Source organism: Cupriavidus sp. 05N39, assembly GCF_056397325.1.
The window spans coordinates 47,753-63,720 of the sequence record NZ_JBFTNE010000024.1 but is presented as its reverse complement, the minus strand read 5'-3'; the positions used below and the strand labels follow the sequence as shown (position 1 = coordinate 63,720).

General features: G+C 67.1%; 15 protein-coding genes. All 15 read right to left on the bottom strand.

Annotated features, from left to right (window positions below; all coding sequences use genetic code 11):
- Positions 1-71: 71 nt before the first annotated feature.
- Entirely contained in the window at positions 72-1,253 is a 1,182-nt protein-coding gene (locus AC1DN0_RS14065; protein ID WP_477111664.1) for a pyridoxal phosphate-dependent aminotransferase, read from the bottom strand.
- Between the two features lie 153 nt (positions 1,254-1,406).
- Positions 1,407-1,928: a transcription antitermination factor NusB gene (gene nusB, locus AC1DN0_RS14060; protein WP_441624863.1), complete on the bottom strand. Its 522-nt coding sequence runs from the start codon at positions 1,926-1,928 to the stop codon at positions 1,407-1,409.
- Positions 1,921-2,424, bottom strand: a complete 504-nt coding sequence (gene ribH / locus AC1DN0_RS14055; protein WP_035863901.1) for a 6,7-dimethyl-8-ribityllumazine synthase — start codon at positions 2,422-2,424, stop codon at positions 1,921-1,923. Before ribH ends, nusB begins: the two co-directional genes overlap by 8 nt.
- 66 nt (positions 2,425-2,490) lie before the next feature.
- Entirely contained in the window at positions 2,491-3,603 is a 1,113-nt protein-coding gene (gene ribBA, locus AC1DN0_RS14050) for a bifunctional 3,4-dihydroxy-2-butanone-4-phosphate synthase/GTP cyclohydrolase II (protein ID WP_477145791.1), read from the bottom strand.
- A 268-nt stretch (positions 3,604-3,871) separates the two neighbouring features.
- Entirely contained in the window at positions 3,872-4,501 is a 630-nt protein-coding gene (locus tag AC1DN0_RS14045; protein ID WP_441624859.1) for a riboflavin synthase, read from the bottom strand.
- A 97-nt stretch (positions 4,502-4,598) separates the two neighbouring features.
- Complete coding sequence (gene ribD, locus AC1DN0_RS14040; protein ID WP_441624857.1) at positions 4,599-5,717, bottom strand: bifunctional diaminohydroxyphosphoribosylaminopyrimidine deaminase/5-amino-6-(5-phosphoribosylamino)uracil reductase RibD; 1,119 nt, start codon at positions 5,715-5,717, stop codon at positions 4,599-4,601.
- 46 nt (positions 5,718-5,763) lie between these two features.
- Positions 5,764-6,357, bottom strand: coding sequence for a pilus assembly FimT family protein (locus AC1DN0_RS14035; protein WP_441624855.1), 594 nt, complete (start codon positions 6,355-6,357; stop codon positions 5,764-5,766).
- 1 nt (position 6,358) lies between these two features.
- Positions 6,359-6,808 (bottom strand): type IV pilin protein, encoded by a 450-nt coding sequence (locus tag AC1DN0_RS14030; RefSeq protein ID WP_035863912.1) that lies wholly within the window; start codon positions 6,806-6,808, stop codon positions 6,359-6,361.
- A 115-nt stretch (positions 6,809-6,923) separates the two neighbouring features.
- The gene (locus AC1DN0_RS14025) at positions 6,924-8,912 is read right to left on the bottom strand and encodes a pilus assembly protein (RefSeq protein ID WP_477111663.1); all 1,989 of its coding nucleotides are present in this window, start codon (positions 8,910-8,912) and stop codon (positions 6,924-6,926) included.
- On the bottom strand, positions 8,909-9,559 hold the full coding sequence (locus tag AC1DN0_RS14020) for a pilus assembly protein (RefSeq protein WP_477111662.1): 651 nt from the start codon (positions 9,557-9,559) through the stop codon (positions 8,909-8,911). The genes AC1DN0_RS14025 and AC1DN0_RS14020 overlap by 4 nt, the downstream gene beginning before the upstream one ends.
- Entirely contained in the window at positions 9,553-10,518 is a 966-nt protein-coding gene (locus AC1DN0_RS14015) for a PilW family protein (RefSeq protein ID WP_477145790.1), read from the bottom strand. Before AC1DN0_RS14015 ends, AC1DN0_RS14020 begins: the two co-directional genes overlap by 7 nt.
- The gene (locus AC1DN0_RS14010; RefSeq protein ID WP_477102319.1) at positions 10,515-10,973 is read right to left on the bottom strand and encodes a type IV pilus modification PilV family protein; all 459 of its coding nucleotides are present in this window, start codon (positions 10,971-10,973) and stop codon (positions 10,515-10,517) included. Before AC1DN0_RS14010 ends, AC1DN0_RS14015 begins: the two co-directional genes overlap by 4 nt.
- 128 nt (positions 10,974-11,101) lie before the next feature.
- Complete coding sequence (locus tag AC1DN0_RS14005) at positions 11,102-11,647, bottom strand: GspH/FimT family pseudopilin (RefSeq protein WP_441624845.1); 546 nt, start codon at positions 11,645-11,647, stop codon at positions 11,102-11,104.
- Positions 11,644-12,087 carry a type IV pilin protein gene (locus AC1DN0_RS14000; protein WP_441624843.1) on the bottom strand — a complete coding sequence of 148 codons (444 nt, stop codon included), beginning with the start codon at positions 12,085-12,087 and terminating at the stop codon, positions 11,644-11,646. The genes AC1DN0_RS14005 and AC1DN0_RS14000 overlap by 4 nt, the downstream gene beginning before the upstream one ends.
- Positions 12,084-15,956, bottom strand: coding sequence for a pilus assembly protein (locus AC1DN0_RS13995; RefSeq protein ID WP_477145789.1), 3,873 nt, complete (start codon positions 15,954-15,956; stop codon positions 12,084-12,086). The genes AC1DN0_RS14000 and AC1DN0_RS13995 overlap by 4 nt, the downstream gene beginning before the upstream one ends.
- Positions 15,957-15,968: the final 12 nt, after the last annotated feature.

Genomic DNA, 15,968 nt, shown 5'->3' with positions numbered 1-15,968 from the left:
CGGAGCCGGCAAGCAGAAAAAAAGCACCCACAGGGGTGCTTTTTTTCGTTTGGGTCTCGTTTGTGCATCCCTCAGGCGAAGAACTTGCCCAGTCGCGCCATGGCTTCCTCGATGTTCTCCATGGAGGTCGCATACGAGATCCGGATATAGTCGCTGGCCGTATAGGGACCAAAATCCTGACCCGGTACCATGACCACGCCCGCATCGCGCAGCATGGCCTGGGTCAGGGTGTCGGCGTCGCCCGCGGCGGGGTGGTTGACGCCCCGGCAGTCCGCATACACGTAGAAAGCGCCATCCGGCTTGACYGGCACCCGCAGGCCGAGCGATTCCAGCGCCGGCACGATGGCGTCGCGGCGGCGATGGAATTCGGCCTTGCGTGCGTCATAGATGGCCAGCGCTTCGGGGGAGAAACAGGCCAGCGCCGCGTGCTGGGCCACCGCCGAGGCGCAGATAAACAGATTCTGCGCCACTTTCTCGAAGGCATTCACCAGTTCGTCCGGCACCACCAGCCAGCCTAGGCGCCAGCCGGTCATATTGAAGTACTTGGAGAAGCTGTTGACGGTGATCACATCGTCGTCCAGGCTCAGCGCCGATACCGGCGGCGCGTCGTACGACAGGCCCTGGTAAATCTCGTCGACGATGGCGAAGCCCTGGCGGGCGCGTACGGCCCTAAGGATGCGCGCCAGCTCATCCGGCAGGATCGAGGTGCCGGTGGGGTTGGAGGGCGAGGCCAGCAGCACGCCACGGGTCTGCTCGCCCCAGTGTGCTTCCACCTGCGCGGCCGTGAGCTGGAAGCGCTGGGCCGGGCCGCTCGGGATCATCCTGGCACGGCCGTCGAAGGCTGCGACGAAATGGCGGTTGCAGGGATAGCTGGGGTCCGGCATCAGCACCTCGGCGCCGATCTCCACCATCACGGCGCACGCCAGCAGCAGCGCGCCCGAGGCGCCGGCGGTGACTATCACGCGGCGCGCCGGGATGTCGATCCCGTACATGGTCTTGTAATAGCCGGCGATGGCCTCGCGCAGCGGCGCGATGCCCAGCGCGCCGGTGTACTGGGTGACGCCCCGGCGCATGGCCGCCTCGGCCGCCCGCACGACTGGCTCGGCGGCGGTGAAGTCGGGCTCGCCAATGCCCATGTGGATGATGTGGCGCCCGGCACGCTCGAGTTCGGCGGCCTGCTTGGCCAGCTCCATCACGTGGAAGGCATCGATATTGGCAAGTCGGGAGGCGGTGGCGAGGCGCTGCATGTCCATGGCGGGAATAGGCTTGGTGGGCTGGGTTCGGGGAGGAGGTGCGAAGTTAAAGCGGAATTAAGCCGAGTTGATCGGCGTAGAAGTAAAAACACCCGCCGGAGCGGGTGTCTGAACGGCAAGCCTGGCGCCGTGAACGGCGCAGGTTGCCGTCGCTCAGCGTCGGGCGGCCAGTTCGGGCGCGCGCACCTTGGCGGCCAGCTTGTCCAGCACGCCGTTGACGTATTTATAGCCTTCCACGCCGCCGAAGGTCTTGGTCAGTTCCACGGCTTCGTTGATGACAACCTTGTACGGGATGTCGACGCAGTGGATCAGCTCGTAGCTGCCGATCAGCAGGGCAGCGCGCTCCACCGGCGACAGCTCGGCCACCGGGCGGTCCAGGAAAGGCTCGAACGCACCGGTCAGCCTGGTTTCTTCGCGGATGGCGCCATTGAGCAGGGCGTCGAAGTGCTCGCGGTCAGCCTTGTTGAAGCCTTGGGCGTCGTGCAGATGGGCCTGGATCGCATCGGTATCGTTGCGATTCAGCAGCCACTGGTACAGGCCCTGCAGTGCGAGTTCGCGCGAGCGGCGGCGCGCGCTCTTGGGCGCTGCCTTGGGCTCGGACTTGGCGGCGGGCTTGGCGCCGGCGTCGTCCGCCGGCTTGCCGGCGGGGTTGCTGCTATCGGGCGCGTCACTCATCGTCGTCCTCGTCTTCATCCTCTTCCTGGCCGCGCAGCGAATCCAGCGCGGAGACCAGGTTTGCCATTTCCACCGCGGCGCGGGCACAATCGCGGCCCTTCTCGCGGGTGCGGGCGTGAGCCTGGGCGTCGGTGTCGACGGTCAGGATGCCGTTGGAGATGGGCACGTTGAAGTCCAGTCCGACGCGGGTGATGCCGGCGCCGGATTCGTTCGAGACCAGCTCGAAGTGGTAGGTCTCGCCGCGGACCACCGCGCCAAGCGCGATCAGTGCGTCGAACTGGCCGCTTTCGGCCATCTTTTGCAGTGCCAGCGGAATCTCGAGGGCGCCGGGCACGGTCACCACCAGGGTGTCCTCGCCTTCGATGCCCAGCTTTTCCAGTTCGGCCACGCAGGCTTCGCGCAGTTCGTCGCAAACCGGCTCGTTGAAGCGCGCTTGCACGATGCCGATGCGCAGGCCTTCACCTTCGAGGTTGCTGGGATAGAAACCGTGATCCATCTTGTGTTCTCCTGGGTTCGGGGTGGCGGCCGGCGATAGGATTGCGGCCGCCGGATATCCGGTAGTTCAGTTTGCCTGGCCGCCGCTCATGGGCTGGTAGCCAGTCACTTCAAGGTCATAGCCGGTCATGCTCGGCATTTTTAGCGGGGAAGCCAGCACACGCATCTTGCCCACGCCGAGATCCTTGAGGATCTGGGCGCCGGTGCCATAGGTGCGCAGGTCCGGCTTCACACGGGGGCGATTCTGCGGGGCATCAAGGGCCGAGAACTGCGTGAACAGCTGCTCCGCCGTGTCCCCGCAGTTCAGCAGCACCATCACGCCGTGATCGGCCTGGGCGATGGCCTCGAGCGCGGCGGGCACGCTCCACGAATGCGTGGTGCGCGACACTTCGAGCAGGTCCAGGGTGGACAGCGGCTCGTGCACCCGCACCAGCGTTTCGCGGTCGGGCTGCGGCGCACCCTTGACCAGCGCCAGGTGCGCGCGGCCGCTCGGCTTGTCGCGATAGATGATGCTGTTGAAGGTGCCGTAGGGCGTTTGCATGGTGCGCTCGCCGGCGCGCTCGATAATGCTCTCGGTGCGGCTGCGGTAGTGAATCAGGTCGGCAATGGTGCCGATCTTGATGTCATGCTCCTGCGCGAACTCGACCAGGTCGGGCAGGCGCGCCATGGTGCCGTCGTCCTTCATGATCTCGYAGATCACGGCAGCCGGCGTAAGGCCGGCCAGGGCGCCCAGGTCGCAGCCGGCCTCGGTATGGCCCGCGCGGATCAGCACGCCACCGGGCTGGGCCGTCAGCGGGAAGATATGGCCGGGCTGGACCAGGTCTGTGGCGCGGGCGTCCTTTGCCACGGCGGCCTGCACGGTACGGGCCCGGTCGGCTGCCGAAATGCCGGTAGTGACGCCCTCGGCCGCTTCGATCGATACCGTGAAGTTGGTGCCGTGGACGGTGCCGTTGCGGCTGACCATGGGTTGCAGCTCAAGCTGGCGGCAGCGCTCGGCGGTCAGCGTCAGGCAGATCAGGCCGCGGCCATACTTGGCCATGAAGTTGATCGCCTCCGGTGTGACGAAATCGGCAGCCAGCACCAGGTCGCCCTCGTTCTCGCGGTCTTCCTCGTCAACCAGGATAACCATGCGGCCGGCACGGATTTCGGCAATGATTTCTTCTGTACGGGCGATTGTCATGGCATGCAGGCTGGAAAGCGGGCTGAGGTTGGGGCTGGAATTCTGGCTGAATTTCGGGCGGGATGGCTTGCTGGCCGGCTGTCGGCACCGGCTCGCCGGGACCCGCCTTGGGGGGAAACCGGCCGGCCGCGGCAGCGGTCTGGCCCAATATTGTACGTCAACCGCGCGCCGCAAGGCGCGCGCTGCCCCCCGGGGACTTCCCGGTGGCGGTTGGCGCTTGGGGTGCGTGGCAATGGCGGCCGGCTAGCGGCGCCTGGAAGAGCGCATATCAGGCGGCTTTCGGCGCGCTCAGCATGCGTTCCACGTACCGTGCGATCAGATCGATCTCCAGGTTCACGCGCGCGCCGGGCTTGAGATCCTGCAGCGTGGTGACCTCGATCGTGTGGGGGATCAGGTTGATCGAGAAGGTGCAGCTGTCCTGCTCGTCAATGACCTTGTTGACCGTGAGCGATACGCCGTTGACTACCACCGACCCCTTGTAGGCCAGGTAGCGTCCGAGCTCGCGCGGGGCGCGCACGCGCAACTCGTGGGATTCGCCTACCGGAGCGAAGTGCGTGACTTCGCCTAGCCCGTCGACATGGCCGGATACCAGATGGCCACCGAGACGGTCGGCCAGGGTCAGCGCCTTTTCCAGGTTGACGCGGCCTGGCTTGTCGAGGCCGGCGGTCTTGTCGAGTGACTCACGCGATACATCCACGTCGAAGGCGTCTCCGTCCAGCGCGATCACCGTCATGCAAGCGCCCTGGATGGCGATGCTGTCACCCAGGATGACATCGGACAGGTCAAGCCCGGGAGCGCGGATGCGCAGGCGCACGCCGGCGTCGGCTGCGGCTTCGCTGGCACCCAGCGGGGAAACGGATTCGATGCGGCCGACGGCCGCGACAATGCCAGTGAACATGGTCGGTGCGAAATGCGATGGGAAAACACGCATGCTAGCAGGTGCGGCGCCAGTTCGTATTTGCCCGCGGCTTCCTGTCGGGGGGGGCGGCAGGCGGTCAGGCGTGGTCGGCGCGGCGTGCGATCAGCCGCAGGTCTTCCCCGATCATGCGTACGTCGTGCCAGCGGAAGGCCGCGGCGTCCTGCAGCCGTGCCAGGGGCGGCAACTGGAACATGCCTTGCGCATCTCCCAGCAGCTTGGGCGCCAGGTAGACCAGCAGTTCGTCGGCGCAATGCTCGCGGATCAGCGAGCCGTTCAGCTTGAACCCGGCTTCCACATGCAGCTCGTTGACGCCGCGCCGCCCAAGTTCTTCCAGCATGTGGCGCAGTTCCACCTTGCCGTGCGGATTGGGCAGCACCACCACCTCGGCGCCGCGAGCCTCCAGCGCGCGCCGGCGCGCGCCGTCGTCGAATGCGCAGAACACCAGCACCGGCTTGGCAAAATCGCCGGTGTCCGGTGTCAGCAGGCGTGCGTCCAGCGGGATCTCCAGCCGGGAGTCCACCACCACGCGCTGTGGCTGGCGTGGCGTGTCCACGGCGCGCACATTCAGCTGTGGGTTGTCGTCGCGCACGGTGCCGATGCCGGTGAGGATGGCGCTTGCGCGCGCGCGCCAGGCATGGCCATCGTCGCGTGCCGCCTGGCCGGTAATCCACTGGCTGGTGCCATCGTGCAGCGCGGTACCGCCGTCGAGCGAGGCGGCAACCTTGATCCGCACCCAGGGCAGTCCGCGCGTCATGCGGTTGACAAATCCGATATTGAGTTCGCGGGCTTCTTTTTCCAGGAGCCCGCAGCGCACGTCCACGCCGGCTTCGCGCAGCCGTTGCAAGCCGCGGCCGGAAACGGTGGGATTCGGGTCTTCCATGGCCGCTACGACGCGCGCGATGCCGGCGCGCACCAGCGCATCCGCGCAGGGCGGCGTCCGGCCAAAATGGCTGCAAGGCTCCAGCGTGACGAAGGCCGTGGCGCCGGCCGGATCGTTGCCGCGCGCGGCGGCGTCCTTGAGCGCCTGTATCTCGGCGTGATCCTGTCCGGCGGGTTGCGTGAAGCCCTGGCCGATGATCTTGCCGTCCTTGGACAAAACGCAGCCAACGCGCGGATTGGGCGTGGTGGTGTACATGCCTCGCGCAGCTAGCGCGAGAGCTTGTGCCATGGCTGCGTGGTCGGTATCGGAGAACATGAGGCCTGGTGCTTCCTGCCGCGCGGGCGGCGAGTTGAGGTTGGTTTCAGTCTTCAAGTGTCAGGGCGGCGGGGGGCTGGTCGGGACCACCGCAATCGGTATCCTGGCCCGGCGTGCACAGGCGGATGCGACCGTGGGCACCGAGCCTTAGTTGCCGCTGTTCACCCTGGCAGGTCACGGTGAAGGTGGCGGCGAGGAAACCGCCTTGCTCTGAGCGAGAGTATCCCACAGCTGCCATGTGCAGCGTATGGTTGCCTTGCGTGGTCGAACGCAGTGCGATGCGCAGGCAGGCGCTGTGCAGTTCGACCATGGCCAGCAAGTCGCCATCGTGCCGGTCAGGCCCGTCGGTGCCGGAGGGCGGCAGTGTCAGGCGCCAGCCCTGGTCCAGCGTTGCCGCGCCGGGCAAGGGCGCCAGCAATACGTCCGCGCGCCGGGCAACGGCGGTGGCGCGCGCGAGTGCCAGCGAGCCGGCGAGCCGGTCGGCCGCCAGTACCACCTGCTGCCGCGCCAGCAAGCGCTGCCAGGACGGGTAGGCGAATGCCACGAGCATGGACAGCACGGCCAGGCAGGTCAGCAGTTCGGCGAGTGTTGCGCCGCCGCTTCGATGCCGGCGGCCATGCGAAGGCCGATGCCCCGGCATGTCAGCAAGCCCGCGGCAGCGGCACCGGCTTTGCCGCCAACGCGGGCTGCGCAAGCCACTCGCCGGTACTACGCAGAATCAGCGTGCCGCATGACGCGTCCGGCGCCTGGGGCACGGCGCGCAATTCGACGCAGCGCTCCAGCCCGCCGCTCGGGCAGGCGCTGGCGTTGATCCAGTGACGCGGGCGCGCCGGCGGCGCTGGCACGGGCAGTGGCCATTTGCCGGCTACCACCGCGCCGCCGGGTTCACTCGCGAAGCTCACGGTGGCCAGCGCGTGGCGCTCCAGTTCCAGCATCGCGCCAAGCATGGCGCTGCGCGCCTCGGCGCGCCAGCCTCGCTCCATATGCCGATGCCAGGCAGGCACGACCATCGCCGTGAGGATGGTCATCACCGTCAGCGTGACCAGCATTTCGAGCAGGGTGAATCCGGGCGGGCGAGGGTGGTGCGTCATGCGCATTCTCCATGGCGGCCGCCGGCCGATGCGTGGGAGCGCACCCGGTTTCCGGCGATTGATTGGGGGCACGTACCTGGCCACGTGCCGGGTGGCGGTTTTGGCAAGGGGTGGCTCATGGCGAGCCGGAGCGGATCAGTTCGCGCCAGCTAAGGCGGCCGGTGCGGCGGCTGGCGACAGTGCGGTTATGCGGGACGGCACGCCCATGCTCCAGGGACCAGAGCGTGAGCGCTACGGCCTCGCGTGAGGCGATCCCGGGCTGTGGGGATCGTTCGGGTGGTAGCGGCACGCGGCCAAGAACGACCGCCGCATGGGCACCCGCGTCCAGCCCGGTCGTTGCATAAATTAGGGGGCCTCCGGCATGCTCGCTGATGGTGGATTCGCCGCTCAACGCATGAATCAGGTAAATGCGCTGATGTGCATCGGGCGTGCGCGTCACCACGCCGAGGTAGCCCGGATCGGCGGGAATGAGCCGGTCCAGCCGTTCGCCGGGGTTGGGAAAGGTCAGGTGCCAGCCTGCCGTCGCTGGCTGACCGGGGCGGTCTGCTTCGCGGGGCTGGCGGCGCAGCACGACGCCGTCTCCGCGGGAGTGGGCCGCGACGCGCGCAGCCCCGGCCCCGGCGTCGCCCGCCTCCGCGAGGGCGGCGCTGTCGAAGACAGCGGCAATGTGATTGCCGCTGCCGTACACCGCGAGGTGGCCTCCGGGAGCGGCGATCAGGACGGGTGCCGCTGCCGTTGCCGTGCCGCTCGGCCATGGCAAGGAATTCTCCACGCGGTGGATGCAGCGAACGCGCTGGCCGCTATCGTGCCATGGCGCCGCGCCACGCAGGTCGTAGCGCCAGAGCCTGCCGATGGCATCCACGGCATAGGCTGCCACGGCCATGCCGGAAGCGTCCGGCAAGACGCTCGCCGCCAGCAAGGCGGGGCGGGCGCCGGCGACCCCGCAACCGTGGTCAGGCAGGTGTAGCCGCGGTATCGCATACCGCCCATGCCACGGGGCGCGGGTGGGTTTGTCCAGCGGCAGCAGGGCGAGGCCTGCCTGCCGCGCGGATGGATTGCGATGTGGCCCGCCGGACGGGAGCTTGCCGTCCGGCGCGGCGGCCAGCGTAGCCATGGCATACCAGCGCCCACCTTCAGGTGTGGCTAGCGCCAAGGCGCGGACAGGCCCGGCAGGCGCCAGCGGCAGCGTGCCGGAAGCCGTGGTTTCCCAGAGCAGCGCCGCCGGAGGCTGGGCGGCATGGTCGGAGATGCTGCTGATGTCGAGGGCGAACACGCTTGCCCGCGCTTCCTCGCCGGGCGGGTTGGCCGGCACGCCACATAGCAGGACGGTGCGCCAGCGCCCGGGTTCCAGCGCCACGTCCGCCGCTTCAGGGTAAGGGCACGGCGCAACGGGCGCGGTGACGGCCCGAGCCGGGCTTGCCGTCCGCGATGCCCAGCCGGCGGCCTGGCTCAGCAAGCTGCGCGGCAGGAATGCGAGCACTTCCTTGCCGGATCTCGCCTCGAACGCGTGCAGCAAGCCGTCGCGCGTGCCCAGCCAGACCAGCGCCGGGCGCGCGCTGTGCAACGCGGCGAAATCCGCGTGGCCGGGCCGGCCGGGCAGCCAGGAGGGCGGCGGAACCATTACCGGTGGCGTGCCGGCCGGGCGCCCCAGTCGTCCGGTCCCGGACACCGGTGACTTCGGCACTGCCGGGTCCGGCGCCTGGCGTGCGCCACGCAAGCGTGCCAGCCGGTCCCGGCCCTCGCCGTCGTGAGGCCCTTCGGAGCCGGCTCGATCGAGCAGAGCGCGCGTCAAGGTATCCAGTGCTTCCCATTGCAGCGGAGCTAGTCGCGTCGGCGTTTCGTCGGAGCCGGCGAGCGCCGTCAACAAGCGGCGCGACTCGGGATCGCGCATGTCGAGCAGTGCGCCCGCCTCCCAGGCCGGCGGCGGTAACGCTTGCGCTACCTCGTGCTCGCCCGATGGAAGTGCCAGGCTGCGCAGGCGGCCGCTCCAGGCATGGATGCCAGGCTCCGCGACGTAAGCGTCCGCGCCCCGCGCCGCGCCGGTACACGGCAGCCACGCGGGGAGGGCAATCAGCGCGATGCAACACCGGGCGAAGAGGGTCATGGCTGGAACTCGCTTTGCAGCAAGCTGCGTACCGCGATGTCTCTTCCCCTGCCGAGCGCCGTAATGCGAAAGCGCAGCCGCGGTCCCGCGCCAGCCGCATAGTCCGCTCCCAGCCATTCGCCGGGCGGGCGCTCGTGCAGTAGTTCCACGACATAGCGTGGCAAGGTGTCGACGCCTGCCGTTCCGGCCGGCAAGCCGGGCAAGGTGGTGCCGCTGAAGGTGCCCAGCGCAACGCCGGTGGCCTCATCCGGCCGGCGCGCCGCGAGCCATTCCTCCCACGGCGGCGGAGAGTTCGCCGCAGGCCGGCACAGCCCCAGTTGCGCTCCGATGCCGCACCGGCCAGGCGGCGGCCACGCGGCAAGGCGCGCGTCGGCCCCGGCAGCGCCGGCGCGCAGCGCCTCCAGCAGTTCCGCTTCCGCATCGAGCAATGCCGTCTCCGCCGCGCGAAAGGCGATTTCGCGTTCCAACTGATATGTGGTCACTTGACGGCTGGAGAGCAGGAAATGCAGGCCGGCCAGCGTGGTGGCAACCACAAGCAGCAGCATCGTGGCTGTCAGCAGCAGTGTGGTGCTTCCGCCGGCACGCTTGCGGTGCACTGTGGCAACGCGCTGCATTGGCACGCCTGGCGTCCATGCCGGATTCAACATAGCGTTTCCATGCAAGGGCTTGCATTGCGCAGCCGCACGGATGTCGAGAACACGCGGCGCATCAAGGTGGACCCGGGAGGGGGATCGAAGACGAGGTCGCCGCCATGCGCGCCCGGCCCCGGCGGCGGAAACAAGACAAGCGCGGCGGCCGCGGCAGCCCGCGGCAACGGGCGTTCGCCACGCAGCACCAGTGCCACCTGGACTACCCGCACCTCGTGCCAGGCCGCTTCACCCCTGGCGCGGATCTCCTCGGCCCGCAGGAACATATCGGCCTTGCCGTCGCCATCGGTATCGATGCCGTAGCGCAACTGCATTGTCTCCAGGCCGCGCACCAGCGYGCCGGAAGTCCAGTTGCCCTGCTGCACCCGTCCGTCGCGCCGRCTGGAATAGCGGCACAACAGTTGCGGCTCGCCATCGGCACCGTTGGCTACATAGAGCAAGTTCGCGCCGGCATAGGTACCGCCGCTTCCGATGGCATCGCCGCCGGCGCTGGCAGCCGGGAGCGCATAGCCGCTGCAGTCGGTCATGGTCTGGTCGGGCAGCGTGGGATCTTGCGCGCGCCCACTGCCGCTGAAGCGCACCAGCAGCGCGTCGCTGCCATTGACACCGCGGCGCGCGCAGGTGGGTTGCGCGGCAATGCCGGGCTGGCCGCAATCGTCGCGCCCGGACAGCGCCGGTGGCGTGTCGGGCAGGGCGGTTGCACCAGGCGGCCGCCAGCCGCCGTGCCGGATCAGGTGGGAGACCACGGCAATGGCACGCTGGCCCCGCTCCTCCAGCAGCACAAGGTCGACCGCGGCGCGGTAGGCGACTTGTACCGCGTGGAAAGCCGACGCAGCCAGCGCGCCTGCGAGCATGCCAAGCGCAAGTCCGATCATCAGTTCGATCAGCGAGAAGCCTCGCGGGCGCTTGGGACGCGTGTCGCTCCAGATGCGGATGCCGTGCCTGCAAAGGCGTCTCATGGCCTGATCCACAGCGCGACGGCGCGCAATGCAGCTTCGTCGTCCGGGCTAGCGGAACGAGGCAGCGGCCCCACGACCGCCAGCTTCCGCCCGGGTGCGCAACCCGGCAGGCCATGCTCCGTGCCCGCCGGAGCGAGCGACCGGCACAGTTGCAGATGAGGCGCGCCGATGCCGCGGGCGTGCAGCGGCGACAGCGCCAGGCGGGGATCCTCCAACTCCGCCAGTTCAGCGGCGGCACGCGTCGCGTGCCCGATGTCTTCATAGTGGCGCAGCGCGCCGAGCGCGACAGGTGCGAGCGTGGCAAGCGGAAGCATGCCGATCGCGAGGAGCGCCAGGGCGGTGAGGGACTCGACCAGGAGGTAGCCGCCTGTCGGGCGGCGCACGGCAACGCGTCGCCTGGCCCGCGTGTTGCGCGGAACCGGCATGGCGGTCAGGGCAGCATGGAGGATCGGCACGGCACGCTCGCAAGTTGGGCAGAGGTGCCGACGATAACGTCAAACAACGGGGTGAAACGTTGCGGATTGTGCTGACTACGGTGCGTATGAGCGGACTGGCGAGAATCATCCGCTTGCGCGCCTTCGTACTACGCCTTGCAAGCCGTCGGCTGGGCTGTATCGGGAGTGCAGACGCGGACCCGGCCTAGCTGGCTGACGTCGATGAGGCGAGTCTGACTGTCGCTGCCGAGCGTCACCAGGATCTGCGCCGACATCATGGCGTCGGTCAGTGTGCGGGTGTAGCCCACGGGGGAATAGGAGAGCACGCTGACCTGCGGCGTTCCGGTGAAACTGATGGTGAGGTTGCGTGGCAGCTGGGCATGTTGCAGCAGGATGGTCTGGCCCGACGAGCAGTCGGCGCTGCGGGCGGGGTTCAGGCATACCGTCCAGCCGTTCTGCCAGTCGTTGTTGACGGGCGCGACCGTGACCCAGGTATTGTGCGAGATGGCATTGGCGCGTGCGGTGCCCAGCGCGGACGCGAGCGCCCCTGCCTCGGCATTCAGCGCGTTGCGCTGCATGAAACCCGTAAAGCTGGGCATGGCATAGCCAACCAGGATGGTCATCACGACTATGGTGGTCAACAGCTCGATCAGGGTGAAGCCGCGCGATGGGCGGGCGGGGCGGACGCGCGTCATTGGCAAGCCTGTGGCAGGTTGGTGAAGCTCGATACATTGCTGACCAGGATGCCCTGTTCGCCAGTGCTACGCAGCAGCAGCGTGCCGCATGTGGCGTCAGTCAGCCTGGGGACGGCATTGACCTGCACGCATTCATTGAAACTGAGCGCGCCGCACGCCAGGGCGGATAACGTATAGAGATTGCTGTTGGACTGCAGGGGGAAGCCCTGCCATCCCTTGGTCGGATCGGCGGAATCCGCATACGTGTTGAATTGCCCGTAATGGCGCTCGAGCGCCTGCATGGCATTGAGCATCGCCGCCTTGGCTTCCGCACGCCGGCCGCGTGCAACGTACTCGGTGTAGTTCGGATACGCAATCGCCGCCAGGATGCCGATGATGGTGACGATGATGAGCAGCTCCATCAGCGTGAAGCCGCGTACCGCACGCCTGCGCCAGTTCATTTCGTCGCTCCGAAGTTGCGGATCTCGCGCCAGCCCAACCGGCCCGTGATGGGCAGGCCGCCCGGAGTCAAGCCAGGCGTTGCGGTCGTGTCGGCATATGGGTTGCTGGACAACTTGGCGCCCCCCGTGCGGCCGCCGCCGCTGGCGCCGAAGGAGTAGACATCAATGGTCTTGTTCGTGGTCACCTGGCCGACGGAATTGCGCTGGCTGTCGACAGTGGTCAAGGTCTGGATCAGCACCGGCGCGCCGAGCATACCGAGGGTCGACGTCGTCCCTGAGCTGGGCGCCGTGACCGGCGTGCCCGTGCTGGTGCCCGAGATCGGCATGCCCGTCAGCGCGGACAGCTGATAGCTATGGCTGCCGCTGCCGGCACCGCACAGATCGGCCCCCGTCATCAACGAATTGAACCAGATCTGGCTGTACGCGGAGACGAGCGAAGTGACCTGGCGCTCGCCACTGTCGACGAAATCGAAGTACCAGCCGGCCCTCGGGGCGGGTTTGTCCTTGGTGGGGAAACCGAGGCTGTAGGCACTGCTGCTGAAGTCGTAGCCGCCATTCGAGTTGGCCTTCAGCGTGACCCGGTTGAGCACGGAGCGCCCGCTCACAGCCTGGGCGCCGCCGCTGTCGTAGACCCCGTACATCGAGTTCTGGGGCTGCGAGGAGCCTGTGCCGGTGTCGGCCGATTCGTAATACTTGCCCGTGCCGAAGACCACCATATAGCCGCCCGGGGCATAGACCCACTGCGGCTGGATCGTGATGGCCTGCGGATTTCCGCTCGCATCGCGGGCCCGGAACAGCGGCTGGCCCAGGTTGCCCCCGCCGTAGTAGGGCAGCGCCCCACTGGCGTTCCAGGTGGAAGGGCCGCCGCCAAGCACGAATTTCCACAGCCGCCCTTGCAGGTCGCCGGCATAGGCGGCCACGGTCTGGCGCGAGGCCAGGGTCACCAGGGACGGTGAGCCCAGTCCGTTGGCGACGGTGCTGTTGCTGTCCGCCRCCATCGAAATCTTCCAGTAGTTCGAATTCAACCGCCACGGTGTGCCCGGTGCCTTGTCGAGTGACAGGATGAACAGGGCGGAAGGCGCTGCCGCATTGCTCGATCCGTCGTTCAGGTTGTTGTTGATGCCGTTGCCGGTGATCACGAACCACTGGTATTGCGGGACCTTGTTCGCGTCCACGCCGACATAGAGCTTGGCGAGTTGCGGCGTCGACATGATGTTGCCCATGTCGGCATCGTCCTTGTCGGTGAACTCCCACAGCACATTGCCGGCTCCCACGTTTGACGGGTCGGTCACGTCGAGTGCGAACAGCCCCTGCGCGCCACCGCCGAGTCCGGATGCCAGCACCGTTTTCCAGTTGCCGCCGATCCGGGCTTCCGCTACCACGGGCGTGGCGTCCACATAGGGCCGATGGACGTAGCTGGACGACGTCAGCTGGATCAGGTTCCCCATCACGGCATTGGGTACATAGGCAAAGAGTTCAGCCCCGGTCAGTGCGTTGAATCCATGCAACATGCCATCGTTCGCACCGATGTAGACCACCGGGGTGCGATTCTGGTACAGCTTGTAGAAGGCACCGTAGTCGGACTCGTTGATCGCCGTGGAGGGGGCCGCAACGTAGGCCGGGCCGGAGTTGATGATGTCGCCCAGGATGGAGTTGCGCGCGCGCAGGCTGCCGGTGCCACCGGTCGATTCCTCGTTGCTGCGGTCGCCTCGCAAGTAGTTCAGGCGCGCGGTTCCGGCGCTGTCGCTTTCGTTGGCATTGAGCTTTAGAGAGAGCTTCTGCGCGCTGTTGATGGATGACCAGTCGAATGGCGCGCCGCTGCCAGCACCCGCGCCGCTGCTGGCGGGCACCCACGTGAGAATGTTGCGTGAGCCGGCGCTGCCGCTGCGCGCGGTGAGCAAGGCGCCGGCTTCCCAGCTTTCCTTGCTTGCGATCTGGATGCCGTTGTCATTGCTCAGCGCGAAGGCGGAGAGCTTGCCCGTCCAGTTCTGGTCAAAACCCGGCGCGAAGATAAAGGTGCCGCTGGAAACGCGTGACGAGGTGAGCGCGACGCCGGAGATGGTGCCGCCATAGCTGACGATCTTGGAGAAGATATCGCGGATCGCCTTGATCATGGCGGTCGGCTGACCCGCCAGGAACCACGTCGCAGGCACATTGGATCCGGTCGGGGTCGCTTCCCATTCGCTGTCGTTTTTAGCGACGGTATTGTTGGCGCCCGACGTGGTGAAGGGGCTGCCGTCGCCGTTGACATCGTTGAAACCGCCGTATTTTGCCGCCAGGTACAACTGGCTCTGGCGCTGCGCGGTGCCGACGGTCCCATCGCCGTTCTCGTTGACGTCGATGGTGTAGGTGGTCACGCGCAACGACGGCATATCCGCCCGGAAGCCGTAGGTGTGCGCCCAGTAGGCAACACCCGCCATGTAGTACGTACCGTGGCCGCTGGAGCCCGTGTCGGCCGTACTCATATTGGCCAGCGAGGAGTTGGGCTTGCTATTGCCGTAGGTTGTCGTGCTCTCCATGTCCGCGACCTTCCTGGTCCAGGCCATGACGTCGAAGCCGTCGGCCTCGATCGCGCGCACGGGGTCGTTTGCGGTTACCGCCTTGCCGCCCGATATATAGGTCGTGCGGGTATTGCCGGGAACGTAGCGATCCCAGTGCGTATTGATGTCGGCGATACTCAGCACGTAGTTGCGCTGGCACTTCGCGACGACCGGATCAGACCAGCTGGTATAGACCGGGTAGCCGTCTTTGTAGGCGGTCTGGAGGTCAGTGATCGCTTCCGGTGTGGGCTGCTTGCCTTGCAGGTAGCGGATGCTCTCGTAGTACAGCTCGCTGACCGGGTCCAGGCCCTTGTACTTGCCCGAGCGGCCGAACTGGTTCAGGTAGTTGACCACGCCGCTGATGCCTTCGCCGGCATTTTCCGGGTTGCCAGCGAAGACGCCCGTGCTGGGATCCCACTCGGTCTTCGGATTGCTGACCTGGCTGAAGTTGCCGTCGATCATCTTGGGGCCGACATACTTCATCGGGGCCCGCAGCACGCCGCCGTACCGCGTGGCCGAACTGTCGTTCAGGTAGCCGAAGGCGCCGAAGCGCACGCGGTCGGCGTTTTTCTGCATTTCGCCGACTGGCTTGTAGTTGGTGCCGTAGAGCTTGCAGAGGTCGGTGCGGGAACTGCCTTCGCTCGCATCGCACACCTTGACGCGGGCATACATGGTGCCGAGGTTGGCATAGCTGCCCGGGCTGCCGCACGAAGCGCCGCTGCCGGTCTTGGTGCCGAAGAACACCTTGTTGCTGCACGACGTGATGTAAAGCGTATCGGTGGTGAACGGCGTCACCGCGGAAGGTACGCTGGAACTGGACTTGGTCAGCGTCTTGGCGGGAAAGTAGGAACCGCTGTTGAAAAAATCATCCTGCAGCACGGCGCGCTGAAGCACGGTGTCCGTGGGGGTATCCACCACCCGGTCGCCACCGGTGAGCGCGAAGCGCAGCATGTCGATGGCGGAGGCCGTGGCCCAGTTCATGAAGTTGCCGCTGTACTGGCCCGAGCATTCGTGATTGGCGCTGGCATTGCCAGCGATCTCGAAGTACCCGCTGGATGAATAGTTGTAGCACTTGGCCGGGTTGAAATAGCCGACATATTCCGTGCTGCGGGTGTAGGTGCCGGTCCGGTACGCCGCGCCCACCGTCGGGAACTCCACCGACAGCGACAGCAGCAGGTTCGGGTTGACATTCTGGTTGCGTCCGTAGAGCGGCGACTGCGCAATGTCCACCGTGGACGGTGTCAAGGCGGTGGCCGCCCGCGTTGGCACGGGAAGCAAGCTTGCACCGGCGACAACGAGGGCCAGCGCGATCCGGCATAAGCGTGTCATCAGAGAATCTCC

What these genes read in the sequence shown, in the direction of transcription:
- AC1DN0_RS14045 (WP_441624859.1), bottom strand. Translation starts at nt 4,501, where the DNA reads ATGTTCACTGGCATTGTCGCGGCCGTCGGCCGCATCGAATCCGTTTCC.
- AC1DN0_RS14005 (WP_441624845.1), bottom strand. Translation starts at nt 11,647, where the DNA reads ATGACGCGCGTCCGCCCCGCCCGCCCATCGCGCGGCTTCACCCTGATC.
- AC1DN0_RS14000 (WP_441624843.1), bottom strand. Translation starts at nt 12,087, where the DNA reads ATGAACTGGCGCAGGCGTGCGGTACGCGGCTTCACGCTGATGGAGCTG.
- ribD (WP_441624857.1), bottom strand. Translation starts at nt 5,717, where the DNA reads ATGTTCTCCGATACCGACCACGCAGCCATGGCACAAGCTCTCGCGCTA.
- AC1DN0_RS14020 (WP_477111662.1), bottom strand. Translation starts at nt 9,559, where the DNA reads ATGTTGAATCCGGCATGGACGCCAGGCGTGCCAATGCAGCGCGTTGCC.
- AC1DN0_RS14035 (WP_441624855.1), bottom strand. Translation starts at nt 6,357, where the DNA reads ATGCCGGGGCATCGGCCTTCGCATGGCCGCCGGCATCGAAGCGGCGGC.
- AC1DN0_RS14030 (WP_035863912.1), bottom strand. Translation starts at nt 6,808, where the DNA reads ATGACGCACCACCCTCGCCCGCCCGGATTCACCCTGCTCGAAATGCTG.
- ribH (WP_035863901.1), bottom strand. Translation starts at nt 2,424, where the DNA reads ATGGATCACGGTTTCTATCCCAGCAACCTCGAAGGTGAAGGCCTGCGC.
- nusB (WP_441624863.1), bottom strand. Translation starts at nt 1,928, where the DNA reads ATGAGTGACGCGCCCGATAGCAGCAACCCCGCCGGCAAGCCGGCGGAC.
- AC1DN0_RS14025 (WP_477111663.1), bottom strand. Translation starts at nt 8,912, where the DNA reads ATGACCCTCTTCGCCCGGTGTTGCATCGCGCTGATTGCCCTCCCCGCG.